Origin of the sequence: Sphaerisporangium sp. NPDC049003 (genome assembly GCF_043197795.1) — a bacterium.
GTDB lineage: Bacteria > Actinomycetota > Actinomycetes > Streptosporangiales > Streptosporangiaceae > Sphaerisporangium.
On sequence record NZ_JBICTU010000019.1, the window covers coordinates 1 to 14406 of the forward strand.

Sequence of the window (14406 nt, forward strand, 5' to 3'; positions counted from 1 at the left end):
CGACACGCGGGGTGGTCCCATCACTGGCAACCGGGTGGTCCCATGCTCGTGGCAGAAAACCACCCTCGGTGGTCCCATAAGCCTGGCCGGCGACATGTGACCCACGAGGCGCATGCGGCCCGGCGTCATGTGATCCGTGAGGTGCGCGTGAACTGTGAGGCACCGTGTGACCCGGAGGCATGGTGCGCATTGACCCGCTAGGCATGGTGCGCCATGCCTAGCGGGTCCCGCCTCTCCCGGCCGCCTGTACCGCTCCCGGCTTCTCCCGGCCCGCCTGTTCCGGTATCGCCTGTACCGCTCCCCGGCTTCTCCCGGCCCGCCTGTTCCGGTATCGCCTGTACCGCTCCCCGGCTTCTCCCGGCCCGCCTCTCCCGGCACCGCCTCACCGGGTACTTGATCGCTAGCGGGCTTCCGAGTAACCGAAGACCCTCAGATGCTGGTAGCCTTACCACTCGTTGAGCCCCCTTAGCTCAGGGGATAGAGCACCGGCCTCCGGAGCCGGGAGCGCAAGTTCGAATCTTGCAGGGGGCACAAGATCCAGGCCAGCGGAAACACGCGCTGACCAGGGTGTACAACGCAGAAGCGGGCGGGCCTCCAGTCTCACGGAGTCCCGCCCGTTCTCATTGGCGCTCGCTAGTTGTGGACCAATCCTGGACCGGATCTCACGGGGTGAACGCGGCCTCGATCCGGCGGTTGTTCTGCTCCTGACGGCCATCCAGGCACTTGGCATAGCGCTTCAGGAGAACCTCCACGCTGTTGCCGGCGCGGGCGGCTACCTCGGTGGCGTCCACGCCGGCGTTGAGCCACGTGGACAGGGCGGCGTGCCGCAGGTCGTACGGACGGCCGGCCAGCGGAGAGGCCACCTGCTGAGGGGAAGGCCAGGCACCGCGCCTCCTCCCACGCTTGGGAGTAGGTGGAGGCGCCGAGTACACCACCGCGCTCGTTGCGGAACAGGCGCCCGTCGGGGGCGGTGCCGAACTCCTCCAGGTGGGCGCGAAGGATGGTGACCAGCTCAGGCGGGATGGGGACCTCTCGGACTGCGCTCGTGTCCCGTTACTTCAAGCCGCGCAGATCATGGACCGTGCCCGTGTCCGTCCACCGCTTTCCGCTGCTTGGGCGGGTCTTGGCCAGGGTGAGCAGGCCCCACCCTTCCCCGGGGAGGTGGCAGTCGTCTTGCCGTAGTCCTACGGCCTCGGCTGGCCGAACACCCGCGAAGTACAGCGTGGCGTAGAAGGCCACCAGGCGGCGGCCTCGGGCACGGTGCCAGCTTCCGACGTAGGACACGGCAGTGAGCAGTTCCCGGGCCTGCTCGGGGTTGACCACGGCGCGCCTGTCTACGGCGGCTTCCTTGGCGACCTTCTTCTGTTCGATCCGTTTGAGCGGGTTCTCCTTGAGTTCGCCGAGATCCACGCCGTATTCCAGCGCCGTGTTCAATCCTCGGCGGCGGCGGGCGGTGGTGTCGGCGGCGGCGGTTCGCCGGAAGGTTGTGCTTCGCCATGCCGAAAATCGCCGCCGCCCTGCTCGCCGCCCTCGCCCTCGTGCTCGTCGGCGTCCTGCGCGTCCCGCCCGAGCTACTACCGGCCCGAAGATGTGCAGGGGACCCCACTCGCTGATCCCACGCCTGGGCCCGCCGGCCGTGGGGGTGGGTTCGCTGTCCTGACGCTTCAGGGCTTGGAGCCGGACAGCATGACCGAGACGATCCACGCGCGAATGCCCACGCCGGATGAAGCGGAAATGCTCCAGTTGCCCGCCGGCGAGCCGGTCATGATTCTTCGGCGGCGCACCTTCACGCGAGAGGGTCGATTGGTCGAATTCGCTCGGGGCGTTCACGCCGCGTCCCGCTTCGCGTGGTCGTACACGTTCAAGATTCCCGACTGAGGAGAGGGGAGGGACATGGCCACCACTGCTCTTGTACCCGATGCCCTCCGGGCCGACGTCGAGACCCTGTGGGACTACCACAACATGCACCACGTCGTTCGCCCCTCGGACGTCGGCGTTGGCCTCGGAAGTCATGACCTCGGGGTGGCCACTTGTGCCTCAGATCTCTACCAGCAGGGCATGTTCCCGCTGATCGTGTTCACTGGTGCTAACGCCCCCACCACGGTCAGCAGATTTCCTCGTGGCGAGGCCGTCCATTACAAGGAACATGCCGTCAAACTCGGCGTTCCCGCTGACGCCATCCTGGTCGAGCCTCACGCGACCAACACGGGAGAGAACTTCACATACACCCGTGCCCTCCTAGAGCAGCACGGGGTCACCGTAGCGTCAGCGGTCCTCATCTCTCGGCCATACCAGCAGCGACGCGCCTACGCGACGTGCAAGAAGTTGTGGCCCGAAGTCGACGTCACGTGCGCGTCGCTTCCACTCTCGCTCGATGACTACGTGCAGAGCATCGGAGACGTGGACCGCGTAATCAACATGCTGGTCGGCGACACCCAGCGGATCACCGAGTACGCCAAGAAGGGCTTCGCCGTCGAGCAGTCGTATCCGGATGAGGTCGATGCCGCCTTCCGGCGACTGGTAGCCGCCGCTTTCACAAGTCGTTTGGTTTGACGATGGATGTGCGTCAGCTCGTATTCCCTCTACCATCGCATGGCGGAGCGTTTATGGTTGGGTGCCGACGATGCGATTGAGAATCATATCGACAAACGCCTTCACCTGTTCAGGGCTGTCGCAGTCTGCCGCATCGATGCGCTCTACGGGAATCCCGGCGTTCCGTATTAGCGCCTCTCGCGTTTTATCTTCTGTCCACTTTCCTTTGTGATAGACTCCGTCTATCTCGATTGCGATAACCCGTCCTCTGTATGTGACCAAGATGTCTGGCTCGAAGGAATGGCCACTGACTCTCATCCCGGGGAGTGGTAAGATCCCGATGGTCTCGTAGAGGCGATATTCCTTCTGTCGGCGCTTCAGTTCGCGATAGATTGCCAGCTCGCCGGTGCTGCGGAACACGAAGGTGTCTTCCGTGAACATGGGTTCGGAAGGGCTATAGCCGCTTTCGGTTTGCTTGCGCGGACGACGAACATCCCGTCCCTGATTTCCCCCTCGAGCCTGAAGCGCCTGTCGGATTTTTACGTGCCAGTCCATCGGTAATTCGACCGGGTCGGGACGAACGCTGAATTTTATGCCGCCGTCCACATCGATTTTAGGCACACCCATCCAATCGGGGAATATCCGCGAGCGCGCTTTTTCGAAGCAGATTTCTATGAGGGTATGATTTTCCGTGAGCGTCGGAAGGGACTCCTCTGGTACTATAAGCTCCCAGAGATGCTTACTCCATCGCATGTCGGTGTCAGTGGGACAAACGGCTATCTTGATGGTGCGGTTGAGGTGATAAATGATTGCCCAGACAGCTTCTCGGCTTTTCAGGACGTCGAGTCCGTCGGAGATTATAAGTCTTACGGCGTCGCCAAAAATGAGATGTACGTCGTCTGCCGCATCCTCGTCCATCTCCACTTCGGAGGGCTCGCCATGGTAGTCGTGGTGCTGCCACACAGCCACGTAGTCGCGGTCGGCGCGAGATGGGGTTTCTGACTCTGACATAGGAGAATCTTCCCCCATCCAAGCCATGTATGTGGAGCCAATTGTGCCTTGCTGCGCCCATCCCGTTTGCCGTTGACCCCACTGCGGAGCGGCAGCGGGCGGGCCGTCGGGAGCACCAGTGGGAGGCGGCGGCCTGCCGTGACGGCGGCACGTGCGCCCCGCTGAGGGCCGCCTTGAAGATGCAGAGAGAGCGCGAGGCGGGGTCATGCTCTTGGAGCGCTAACACGATGCGGAGAGACCGTGGTTTCGGCCTTTCGTGGACCTACTGTGGACCAGAGCGTCAGTCGGATGGCGAGTCGAAGCATTCTCGCAGCTCAAGGAGACATGTGGTATGGATGTGACACGGCCTCCGGAGCCGGGTGCGCAGGTTCGAATCCTGCAGGGGGCACCAGATTGAGACCGGCTCACATGCTTCGTGAGCCGGTCTTTTTCGTGTCGTAGGGTCCTCGCGATCTTGTCGCCTCGCGACGGAGTTCGACACCTGGTTACGCGTCTTCCGGGCCCAACACGGGGATCGATCGCGATGTGGGTCCGTAGAGGTCGTTGGGTGAAATTTTCATCGAGATGTTTCGGCCCGTTGTAACACGAGCACGGCAATGTCTCCGCAGGCCGGGGTAGATGTCGAAGCGCATAAAAGAACGTGTGCGCGAGGCGGAACTCTCGAAACTTTCATCATGGCCTTGACACATTTCGGGGAGGTTTCCACACTGAGTCCCCGAGGCGGTTTCTCCCTGCCAGGCCGGTGGTGTGGCGGCAGGGGGCTCCGTCTGCGACGTCCTCGTGGTGTGCGTTCCTGGTTATGGGGTCGGGGCGTCGATCCCGCAGGGCGTCGCCGCGTTTCCCCGCTGTTCCGTGACTCAGTTGTGGAGGCTCAGGCATGAGCACAAACGCCACCCCCCCGGATCGATCCCGGCCCCCACGCAGCGGCCCCCGCCGGATGCTGCTCGCTGGTGCCCTTGGTGTACTCGGCACGATCACGGCGCTGGCGATGACGGTTCCCGCCGGTGCCGCGGCGAGCACGTTGGGCGCGGCGGCCGCGCAGAGCGGCCGGTACTTCGGCACCGCCATCTCCGCGAGCAAGCTCGGAGACTCGGCTTACACCACGATCGCGAACCGCGAGTTCAACATGGTGACGCCCGAGAACGAGATGAAGATCGACGCCACCGAGCCCCAACAGGGCCAGTTCAACTTCACCAACGGCGACCGGGTCTACAACTGGGCCGTCCAGAACGGCAAGCAGGTCCGTGGGCACACCCTGGCCTGGCACTCCCAGCAGCCGGGCTGGATGCAGTCCCTTTCCGGCAGCGCGCTGCGCCAGGCGATGATCAACCACATCAACGGCGTGATGGCCCACTACAAGGGGAAGCTCGCCTACTGGGACGTGGTCAACGAGGCCTTCGACGACAGCAACGGCGGCCGGCGCCAGTCGAACCTGCAGGCCACGGGCAACGACTGGATCGAGGTGGCCTTCCGCACCGCCCGTGCGGCCGACCCCTCGGTCAAGCTCTGCTACAACGACTACAACATCGACAACTGGACCTGGGCCAAGACGCAGGGCGTCTACAACATGGTCAAGGACTTCAAGGCCCGTGGCGTGCCGATCGACTGCGTCGGCCTCCAGGGCCACTTCAACAGCGGCAGCGCGTACAACGCCAACTTCCGCACCACCCTGTCGAGCTTCGCCGCTCTCGGCGTCGACGTGGCCATCACCGAGCTGGACATCCAGGGCGCCTCGGCCACGACCTACGCCAACGTGACCAACGACTGCCTGGCGGTGCCGCGGTGCGTCGGCATCACGGTGTGGGGCGTGCGTGACAGCGACTCCTGGCGCTCGGGTGACACCCCGCTGCTGTTCGACGGCAACGGCAACAAGAAGGCCGCCTACACCTCGGTCCTCAACGCCCTGAACGCCGCCGGTCCCAACCCCTCGCCCACCCCCACCCCGACGGTCACGCCGACGGTCACCCCGACGCCCACGCCGACACCGACTACGGGTACGGGGGCGTGTTCGGCGACGATCACGACGGTCAACAGCTGGCAGGGTGGGTTCCAGTCGACGGTGACGGTCAACGCGGGCAATTCGCCGGTCAACGGATGGACCGTGAAGTGGACCTGGCCCGGCGGGCAGAGCATCAGCAGCCTGTGGAACGGCACGCAGACCGTCTCCGGTTCCTCGGTGACGGTGCGCAACGCCTCCTACAACGGCTCCATCGCGGCGAACTCGTCCACCACCTTCGGCTTCACGGCCAACGGCACCGCGGCCACCCCCACCGCCACCTGCACCAGCCCCTGACCCGTCGCCAGGTGCGTCGGGCCGGCGTCCGCGCCGACCGGTAGTACCTCCTCAGCGTCACCAAGGCCGCGATCGTGAGAAGGAGGTACTACCCGGCCGGCGGGTCGGCCGCGTCAGTCCCTGTAGGGATTCGGGCCGGGTGGGAACACACCACCCGGCCCGAATTCGTCCCAATAGAGCTGGCAGAGTGTTCGGCCGAGGCTCGGGACGCGGGGTTGGGTCGCGCCGGCCGACGATGGGGGAAGGCGATGAATTCGTCGCAGACCTTGCGTTCCCAGCGGCAGTGGAAAAGGCTGTTTCATGTGCTCGGTCTTACGGTTGTTCTCGCGGGAGGTTTCGATTATCCGGCATGAATTTCATTATGAATTGCCGGTGAGGTTTCGGTGGTGTGGTGAAGCAGGCTTCCGAGCTTGGCGGGGTGGCCTGGGGCAACAGCTATGGGGTGTTGGTTCGGGCGTATTTGCGGTGGTCTCGGGGTGAAGGGCGCGAACGCGGGGTTGCGTTGGGGGTTGTGTCGCGCTTTGGTGCCGGGCGATAAGTCGCAGTGAGTTGCACCGGGCGGTATGGGTGGCTTGATGATCCCGGACCGAGGCTTTGACCTCTCTGGGGTGCCTTCCGGATTGTTCTCAACTAGCGTCTTTAGGTGTGGCGTCGAAACGAATTCGACCAGGAAACCGGGTCGGCGCTCCGCCAGTCCGGCAGCACGCCGGGCTCGATAATCAGACATGGAGTGATATTTCATGCTGAAGCGTGCTCTCGTCGCCGGTACATTGGCGGCTTCCAGCCTCATCGTTTCCATGACGATGTCGGCCCAGCCCGCCAGTGCAAGCACGATGACCCACGAACCCCAACCCACCGCTATATCCGGGGCCCTGAACGAAGCGGGGCATCCTTGCTACTACAACGGCCACTACCAGCGCCACTGGCGCCATTGCCAGCACGGCCCCTACGGTCCGCATGGCCCTCGCGGGCCGTACGGCCACCACGGCCCATACGGCCCCTACGGCCACGGCCCGTATGGGCACCAGGGTCCGTATGGTCATCAAGGTCCCTATGGCCACCACCACGGCGGACCCAGGTGATCTAGCCACAGTGGCGGACGGTCGCGGCTGATCGGCTAGCCCGGGCGCGAGTGGCGCGGTAGCGGCTCAGCACGCCCGGTGCGATCGTCGCTCCACCCGTGCCGGGCCGGCCGAGCTTCCGGCCCGGCACGGTTCACCCGAGGGGGTCCAGCACCGCAGGGAGGGCGGCTCCCGGGTTTCGGCCCGGCGCGGTTCACCCGGAGGAGGGTGGGCTACGCGCCTGAGTCGCGGCGGGTTCTCGGGATGCTCCAGTAGCCGAGGGCGCAGACCTCGTCGCGCCGGAGGCCGCGATCGCGCAGCAGGTGCCGGCGCAGGCTCTGGATCACGAGGGACTCCCCGGCCGCCCAGACCTGGCCGCGACCGGCCGGAAGGTCGAGACCGCGTACCACCTCCTCCAGCGCGCGTCCCTCGCCCGGTGCCCGCGCGCCGCGGTGGACCCAGTGCACTTCGGGAAGCGGCGCGTCCAGCGCCATGTGCTCGGCGGCGTCGCGTACTTCCGCCACCGCGATGGCACGATGCCCGGCCGGAAGCGTTTCGGCGATGGCGGCCATGGAAGGCAGCGCCGTCTCGTCACCGACCATCAGCGTCCACTCCGCGGTCGGGTCGGTCACCCAGTGGACGCGGGTGCCCCCGAAGCCCACCTGGTCGCCCGGCGCCGCGTCGAGCGCCCATCGAGACGCCGGTCCGTCGTCCAGGTGCAGGAAGAAGTCCACGGTCACCAGCCCCGCCGCGCGGTCGTAGCGGCGTACGGTGAGGTTCACCGCGTGCTGCCTGCCGGCCGTCTCGGGGAAGCGCCAGCGCTTCAACTCGGGCAGCACGACCTTGTCCGCGCCGGGGGCGGGCCAGATGAGCGTGAGCGTCTCGGCGGGCTCCTCGACGGGCAGCGGGCCGGCGTCCACGAGGCGGAGGACGACCCGGCGCATCAGCGGGGACAGTTGCTCAGCGGAGACGACCTCCAGCATCCCGACGCAGAGGGGGAAGGCCCGCACCGACGACCGCGACCGGTCCACTTGCGCGCCACCGGCTCGCGGCGAGGTCCGTACGGGCGTGGTACCGGCTCGCGGTGAGGGCTGAACGGGCGTGGTACCGGCTCGCGGTGAGGTCCGTACGGGCGTGATGCCGGCTCGTGGTGAGGGTTGTGCGGAGGTGGTGGGGGCCGGTAGGGGGCGGTGGGCGGCTACCCGGACATCGTGGAAGTTCAGGGCGCCCGCCTCGATGAGGGCCTGGAGGGCTTCGTCCAGGAATCGGTCGCCGTCCTCACCGAGGGCGTCGGCATGAGGGGCGAGTATCCCCAGGGGCAGGGCTTCCCGGGGCGGGACCGGTTCGTCCCCGTCGGCGAGGTCGTCTCGCGTCAACACGATCTCCAGTCCTTCGTCGCGGAGGACGGCGCACACCTCGTCCAGCGGGTGCTGGTACACGCTCAGCGGGACCGAGGCGAGCCGCTCCCGCCACGCCGGGCGCCCGATCACGGACTCCACGACGTCACGCAGCGCGAACCCCGACGATCGCGGCTGCCCGTGACTCCACTGCAGGACCACGAGGCCATCCGGGCTCGTGGCGCGCGCCATCGTCCGTACGGTCTCACGGGCATCGCCGAGCGAGTGGAGCAACCAGGACGAGTGCACCACCTCGTACTGTCCCTCGGGGAGCCTCAGCGCGCGCGGGTCCTGCACCTCGGCGGAGACGGGATGGCCCGCGCACAGTTCCCTGGTCGCCTCGACCATCGACGGCGAGGCGTCCTTCGCCGTCACGGTGAACTCCCGCTCCGCCATGGCCAGGGCGACCTCCCCCGACCCGCATCCGACGTCGGCGAACCTGCCGCCCTCGTGGAGGTAGCCGCCGGCCTGCAAGAGAGCGTCCAGCGCCGAGTCCAGTCTGGCTTCGTCGTAGGCCCGCGCCGAGTCCAGCCTGGCTTCGTCGTAGGCCCGCGCCGAGTCCAGCCTGCCTTCGTCGTAGGCCCGCGCCGACTCCCGCGTGCCTTCGTCGCAGGCCTGCGCCGGGTCCGGTCTGGTTTCGGGGTGAACGTCGGCGTATCGCTGCGTCACGGGGGAGTCTCTCGTTCGGGAGGTCAGGCGGGGCGGCCGGCGAGGGCCGTCGCCAGGGGGGCGCGGTGGGCGCGGTGGGCGAGGAGGGAGTCGCGGATCTCGCCGGCGCGGACGGCGGTGGTCGACAGCAGGGTGGAGGTCATGCCGTGGGTGTGCTCGGTGCCGCCCTGGAGGTAGATGCCGGCGCTGACCTGCGGCGCGAGCTCCACGCGATGGTCGCGGCCCACACGCACGGCGTCCTCGTCGTCGCGCAGGCAGAGCTTGGCCGCCTCGCCGAGGAGGGTGCCGAGGTCCTGGGGCCGGTACCCGGTGGCGTGGACGAGGATGTCCGCGCTGAGCACCGTCCGCTCACCCGTGGGCAGGAACTCCACGGTGACGTCGAGGCGGTCGTCCACGGCCTGGACGTCCCGGATGCGGGAGACGTTGAGCATGCGCAGGCGCTCCCGGCCGTGGACCTTCTCCCGGTACGTCGTGGCGTACAAGGACTGGATGAGGTCCATGTCGACCACCGAGTAGTTGGTGCTGCGGTGGTAGTCGTACAGCGATTGCTTCACCCCGGGTGGGGCGTTGAAGTAGATGTCGACCGCTTCGGGGTCGAAGATGCGGTTGGCGAAGGGGCTGTCGTCGGCCGGGGTGTACCCGTACTTGGCGAAGACCGCGCATACCTCGGCGTCGGCGAAGGTGCGGTGCAGGTAGTCGACCGCCTCGGCGGCGCTCTGCCCGGCGCCGAGCACGAGCGCGCGGCGTACGGGCGTGCCGGAGTCGGCCAGTTCGGCGACGCGCAGGACCAGCTCGCTGTTGTGCCACACCCGGTCGGAGAGGACCGTGCCCGGCGGCAGGTGGGGCTCCAGGCCGGTGGCCACGGAGACATTGCGGGCCCGGCGTACGACCGTGCGGGCGGGGTCGTCCGGGTCGCGGCTCACCACGTCGAACCACCGGATCTCGCCGTCGTCGGACATCACCGGCTCGACGGCCAGCACCTCGGAGGAGTAGGAGACCAAATGCCGCACCCGCGCGGCCGCCCACTCGAAGTAGTCGTGGAACTCGACCCTTAACGGGAACAGCGTCTTCTGGTTGAGAAAGTCGACCAGCCTGCCGCGTTCCTGCAGGTAACACAGGAAGCTGAAGTCACTCGACGGATCGCGCATGGTGACCAGGTCCTTCAGGAAGGAGACCTGCATCGTCGCGTCGTCGATGAGCATGCCCCGGTGCCAGCCGAAGTGCGGCTGCTTTTCGAGGAACGCGGCATCGAGCCTTTCCCCGGCGGGGACTCCTGCGTTGTGCTCATCGACGGCTATGGCCAGCGCCAGATTGGACGGCCCGAAACCGATCCCCAGGATGTCGTGGATGACATCCGGCCCACTCAGCAGTGTGTCCACCGCGGCATCGCCTCCCTATGCCAGAGCCATGTTAGATAAGGTTAGCCTTACCTTGCAAGATTGCGCTTGAGGAGAGGATCGTTCATGCGGATCGTCATGTTCGGCTACCAGACGTGGGGCCACCGCACGTTGCAAGCCCTGCTGGAGTCCGGCCACGAGGTGGCGCTCGTCGTCACCCATCCCAAGAGCGACCACGCGTACGAGAAGATCTGGGACGACTCGGTCGCGGAACTCGCCGCGAAGCACGACGTCCCGGTGCTCCTGCGCAACCGTCCCGACGACCGCGACCTGCTCCTCGCGCTCCGGGACGCGGCGCCGGACATCATCGTCGCCAACAACTGGCGTACGTGGCTGCCGCCTGAGGTCTTCGACCTCCCGCCGCACGGCACGCTGAACGTGCACGACTCGCTGCTGCCGTCGTACGCGGGCTTCTCGCCGCTGATCTGGGCCCTGATAAACGGGGAGCAGGAGGTCGGCGTCACCGCCCACCGCATGAACGCCGAGCTGGACGCGGGCGACATCGTGCTGCAACGCGCCGTGCCGGTCGGGCCGCGCGACACCGCGACCGACCTGTTCCACAAGACGGTCGACCTGATCGGGCCGATCGTGCGCGACGCGCTCGACCTCATCGCCTCCGGTCAGGCGAAGTGGGTCGCGCAGGACCGCACCAAGGCCAGCTTCTTCCACAAGCGCTCCATCGAGGACAGCCGCATCGACTGGAACTGGCCGGCGGAGGACCTGGAGCGGCTGGTGCGCGCCCAGTCGGACCCGTATCCCAACGCGTTCACCTACCACCGCGGCGAGCGGATCCGCATCGTGTCGGCGGCGGTGTCGCAGGCGCACTACGGCGGCACCCCCGGGCGCGTCTTCATCCGTGAAGGGGATGGAGTGGTCATCGTCAGCGGGACCGACGCCCGCGGCGGGCACCGGCGCGGGCTGGTGCTCACGCGGGTGCGCACCGAGGACGGCACCGAGCACGCGGCGACCGACTACTTCCGCACCATGGGCGGCTACCTCACCGCCCAGCCCTGAAAGAACCTCACCGTACGGCCCTGAGAAACCGCACCGCCCAGCCCTGAACCGGTCCTTCAGCGAGCCGCCTTCACGTGTGAGGGGTCGTGGTGGCGGCTCATCGGGATGATCAAGGGTGTGCCGCTGACCGGGTCCGTCGTGACCTGGCAGCGCAGGTCGAAGATGTCCCGCACGGTCGACGCGGTGATGACGTCGGCCGGGGCCCCCTCGGCGACGACGCGGCCCGACTTCATGGCGATGACGTGGTCGGCGTATCGGCACGCTTGGTTGAGGTCGTGCAGGACCATCACGATCGTACGGTCCTCGCGCCGGTTGAGGTCGGTGATGAGGTCCAGGACGTCGATCTGGTGCGCCAGGTCCAGGTAGGTCGTCGGCTCGTCCAGCAGGAGCACCGGGGTGCCCTGGGCGACGGCCATGGCGATCCAGGCGCGCTGGCGCTGGCCGCCGGACAGCTCGTCGACCGCGCGGTCGGCGAGCTCGGTCATGCCGGTGGCGGCCAGCGCGCCGTGGACGGCCTGCTCGTCGGCCTTCGACCACTGCCGCCACCAGGTCTGGTGAGGGGATCGGCCGCGGTTGACCAGGTCGATGACGGTCAGCCCCTCCGGCGCGACCGGAGACTGCGGCAGGATGCCGAGGCGCTGGGCCAGTTCCCTGGTCGGGATGGAGTGCAGCGCGCGGCCGTCGAGCTGGACGGCACCCTGGCGCGGCGCGAGCAACCGGGCGAGGGCCCGCAGCAGCGTGGACTTGCCGCAGGCGTTGGCGCCGACGATGGCGGTGACGCGGCCCGGCGGGACCACCAGGTCGAGGTCCTCCACGACCAGCCGGTTGTCGTACGCCAGGTGCAGGCCGCTCGCCCGCAGTTCCGGGTGGGGGGTCATGCGTTCAGCCTCCTGAGCCCGCGCGGTTGGCGCGGATGAGCAGCCAGAGCAGGATCGGCGCGCCCAGCACGCCGGTGATGATTCCGACCGGCAGCTCCGTGCTGGGGATCAGCTCGCGTGCGACGAGGTCGGAGGAGAGGACGACCAGCCCCCCGGTCAGCCCGGAGGTGACCGGGGGAGGCCAGGCGGTGCGGCCGAGCCGCTGCGCGATCTGCGGCGCGGCCAGCGCCACGAAGGCGAGCGGCCCGGCCGCCGCCGTGCCGAAGGCGACCAGCCCGACCCCCGTGAGCAGCAGCGTGAACCGCACCCGTTGCACGGGGGTGCCGAGGCCGGCGGCGACGTCGTCGCCGAGCTGGAGCGTGCGGGTCAGGCGGCCCAGCGTGAGCGCGACCGGCACCATCACCGCCATGGCGAGCGCGAGCGGGATCACCTGGTTCCAGTCGCGGCCGTTGAGGTTGCCCACCAGCCAGCCGAGCGCGGCCTGCGCCTGGAACCGCCCGCCCTTGGCCACCAGGTAGTCGGTGGCGCTGGTGCAGATCCAGGACACTCCGATGCCGACCAGGATGATGCGGTAGCCGGTGGCGCCGCGGCTCCACGCCAGGAGGTAGACGAGCAGGCCGGTGACCAGCGCGCCGAGCAGGCCCAGCGCCTGCGGGCCGAGGCCGCCGTCCCAGCCCAGCACGATGCTCGCGACGACGGCGGTGCCGGCGCCCTGGGTGATGCCGATCATGTCAGGGCTGGCCAGCGGGTTGCGGGTCATGGTCTGGAAGATCGAGCCGGAGACGCCGAAGGCGACGCCGGCCAGCAGCCCGACCAGGGCGCGCGGCAGCCGCAGCTCACGGACGACCAGCAGCGTCCCGGGGTCCCCGTAACCGGCGAGGGCCTTCATGACCGAGGTCAGGCCGATCGGGTAGTCGCCGATCGAGACGCCCCAGCAGAAGACGAGGAAGGTGACGACGGCGAGCGCCACGCAGACGACGACCAGCCGCGGACGCAGGACCCCGGAGACGGGCGGCGCGGCCAGCCGGAACGTACGGCGGGACGAGACGAGGGCCGTGCCGCCGGAGGGGGTGGGGGCTGGAGGGACCATGCTCACACTTCCGCGAGCCGGCGCCGGCGGACCAGGGCGATGAAGAACGGGCCGCCGATGAAGGCGATGAGGATCCCGGCCTGGATCTCGGTGGGCCGCGCGGCGACCCGTCCGATGATGTCGGCGGTGAGCACGAGGCAGGGCGCGAGCACCGCGGACAGCGGCAGCAGCCAGCGGTGGTCGGGGCCGATCCCCGCGTGCTGGGCGAGGATCCGGGCGACGTGCGGAACCACGAGCCCGACGAACACGACCGGTCCGATGATTGCCACGGCCGCGCCGGTGAGCAGCGTGATGGCGAGCGCGCCCTGGAACCTTACGAACCCGAGCCGCCGCCCGAGTGAGGCGGCCACGTCGTCGCCGAGGGCCAGGCTGTTGAGCGCGGGCGCGCAGGCCAGCGCCAGCACCGTGCCGAAGGCGATGAACGGCAGGATCCGGAGCACCGCGTCGCCGTCCTGGTCGGCGAGAGAGCCGGCCGACCAGAAGCGGTAGCGGTTCAGCGCGTCCGGGTCGGTCAGGACGATGGCGTTGGTGAGCGAGAACAGCAGCGAGCTCACGGCGACTCCGGCGAGCGCGAGCTTGACCGGGGTCTGGCCCGAACGTCCGAGCCCTCCGAGCAGGTACACGAGGACGCTGGCGATGAGCGCGCCCGCGAACGCGAACCAGATGTACCCGTACAGCGACCCCAGGCCGAGCACCGCGACCGACACGACGATCGCGAAGGCCGCGCCGGCGCTGACGCCGAGCAGGCCGGGGTCGGCGAGCGGGTTGCGCGTCAGCGCCTGCATGAGCGCGCCGGACAGTCCGAGGGCCGCGCCCGCCGCGAGGCCCAGCGCGGTGCGCGGGACGCGTACCGACCAGACGACGTTGTCGACGAGCCGGCTGCGCGGGTGCCCGAGGAGTGCCTGTACGACCTGGTCGAGGGGGAGGCTGCGGGCGCCCAGCGCGATCGACAGCATGCAGAGCGCGACGAGGACGGCGCCGAGCAGCGCCAGGAGAACGGCGGGGCGGAGCCCCGCGCCACGCGTCACCGAACTGTCTCCACGTTTCGACTTCCTTCGTTTTTA

The 14406-nt window shown here is 68.1% G+C and carries 12 protein-coding genes and 1 tRNA gene; 5 read left to right on the forward strand and 8 right to left on the reverse strand.

Annotated features, from left to right (window positions below):
- The first annotated feature begins 459 nt into the window (after positions 1-459).
- Positions 460-531 (forward strand) — tRNA-Arg (locus tag ACGFIV_RS21315).
- Between the two features lie 131 nt (positions 532-662).
- Here ACGFIV_RS21315 and ACGFIV_RS21320 read toward each other — a convergent pair.
- Together ACGFIV_RS21320 and ACGFIV_RS21325 are read right to left on the reverse strand one after the other, a co-directional pair.
- A complete protein-coding gene (locus ACGFIV_RS21320; protein WP_392837107.1) occupies positions 663-863 on the reverse strand; it encodes a hypothetical protein in 201 nt (66 codons plus the stop codon).
- A 190-nt stretch (positions 864-1053) separates the two neighbouring features.
- Positions 1054-1410 (reverse strand): hypothetical protein, encoded by a 357-nt coding sequence (locus ACGFIV_RS21325; protein ID WP_358553376.1) that lies wholly within the window; start codon positions 1408-1410, stop codon positions 1054-1056.
- A 180-nt stretch (positions 1411-1590) separates the two neighbouring features.
- Between ACGFIV_RS21325 and ACGFIV_RS21330 the strand changes: the two genes are divergently transcribed.
- Positions 1591-1878, forward strand: a complete 288-nt coding sequence (locus ACGFIV_RS21330; protein ID WP_392837112.1) for a UTRA domain-containing protein — start codon at positions 1591-1593, stop codon at positions 1876-1878.
- Positions 1879-1893: 15 nt separating this feature from the next.
- Positions 1894-2553, forward strand: a complete 660-nt coding sequence (locus ACGFIV_RS21335) for a YdcF family protein (RefSeq protein ID WP_358553380.1) — start codon at positions 1894-1896, stop codon at positions 2551-2553.
- A 51-nt stretch (positions 2554-2604) separates the two neighbouring features.
- Here the strand turns inward: ACGFIV_RS21335 and ACGFIV_RS21340 are convergent, their stop codons facing one another.
- Positions 2605-3543 carry a hypothetical protein gene (locus ACGFIV_RS21340; RefSeq protein ID WP_358553382.1) on the reverse strand — a complete coding sequence of 313 codons (939 nt, stop codon included), beginning with the start codon at positions 3541-3543 and terminating at the stop codon, positions 2605-2607.
- Positions 3544-4420: 877 nt separating this feature from the next.
- Here ACGFIV_RS21340 and ACGFIV_RS21345 point away from each other — a divergent pair.
- Positions 4421-5836 carry an endo-1,4-beta-xylanase gene (locus tag ACGFIV_RS21345; RefSeq protein ID WP_358553384.1) on the forward strand — a complete coding sequence of 472 codons (1416 nt, stop codon included), beginning with the start codon at positions 4421-4423 and terminating at the stop codon, positions 5834-5836.
- A 1294-nt stretch (positions 5837-7130) separates the two neighbouring features.
- On the opposite strand, the gene ACGFIV_RS21350 is transcribed toward ACGFIV_RS21345, so the two are convergent.
- Both ACGFIV_RS21350 and ACGFIV_RS21355 read right to left on the reverse strand, forming a co-directional pair.
- Positions 7131-8963, reverse strand: a complete 1833-nt coding sequence (locus tag ACGFIV_RS21350; protein ID WP_358553386.1) for an SIP domain-containing protein — start codon at positions 8961-8963, stop codon at positions 7131-7133.
- 23 nt (positions 8964-8986) lie between these two features.
- On the reverse strand, positions 8987-10342 hold the full coding sequence (locus ACGFIV_RS21355) for a SidA/IucD/PvdA family monooxygenase (protein ID WP_358553388.1): 1356 nt from the start codon (positions 10340-10342) through the stop codon (positions 8987-8989).
- A gap of 84 nt (positions 10343-10426) precedes the next feature.
- Here ACGFIV_RS21355 and ACGFIV_RS21360 point away from each other — a divergent pair, with 84 nt between their 5' ends.
- Complete coding sequence (locus ACGFIV_RS21360; RefSeq protein WP_358553390.1) at positions 10427-11374, forward strand: methionyl-tRNA formyltransferase; 948 nt, start codon at positions 10427-10429, stop codon at positions 11372-11374.
- 56 nt (positions 11375-11430) lie between these two features.
- Here the strand turns inward: ACGFIV_RS21360 and ACGFIV_RS21365 are convergent, their stop codons facing one another.
- Genes ACGFIV_RS21365 through ACGFIV_RS21375 form a run of 3 tightly spaced genes read right to left on the reverse strand, consistent with a single transcriptional unit; the run spans position 11431 to position 14370 of the window.
- A complete protein-coding gene (locus tag ACGFIV_RS21365) occupies positions 11431-12252 on the reverse strand; it encodes an ABC transporter ATP-binding protein (protein WP_358553392.1) in 822 nt (273 codons plus the stop codon).
- 4 nt (positions 12253-12256) lie between these two features.
- Positions 12257-13342 (reverse strand): iron chelate uptake ABC transporter family permease subunit, encoded by a 1086-nt coding sequence (locus ACGFIV_RS21370; protein ID WP_358553394.1) that lies wholly within the window; start codon positions 13340-13342, stop codon positions 12257-12259.
- A 2-nt stretch (positions 13343-13344) separates the two neighbouring features.
- Complete coding sequence (locus ACGFIV_RS21375; protein ID WP_358553396.1) at positions 13345-14370, reverse strand: iron chelate uptake ABC transporter family permease subunit; 1026 nt, start codon at positions 14368-14370, stop codon at positions 13345-13347.
- Between the last annotated feature and the right edge of the window lie 36 nt (positions 14371-14406).

What these genes read in the sequence shown, in the direction of transcription:
- ACGFIV_RS21335 (WP_358553380.1), top strand. Translation starts at nt 1,894, where the DNA reads ATGGCCACCACTGCTCTTGTACCCGATGCCCTCCGGGCCGACGTCGAG.
- ACGFIV_RS21340 (WP_358553382.1), bottom strand. Translation starts at nt 3,543, where the DNA reads ATGTCAGAGTCAGAAACCCCATCTCGCGCCGACCGCGACTACGTGGCT.
- ACGFIV_RS21345 (WP_358553384.1), top strand. Translation starts at nt 4,421, where the DNA reads ATGAGCACAAACGCCACCCCCCCGGATCGATCCCGGCCCCCACGCAGC.
- ACGFIV_RS21360 (WP_358553390.1), top strand. Translation starts at nt 10,427, where the DNA reads ATGCGGATCGTCATGTTCGGCTACCAGACGTGGGGCCACCGCACGTTG.
- ACGFIV_RS21365 (WP_358553392.1), bottom strand. Translation starts at nt 12,252, where the DNA reads ATGACCCCCCACCCGGAACTGCGGGCGAGCGGCCTGCACCTGGCGTAC.
- ACGFIV_RS21370 (WP_358553394.1), bottom strand. Translation starts at nt 13,342, where the DNA reads ATGGTCCCTCCAGCCCCCACCCCCTCCGGCGGCACGGCCCTCGTCTCG.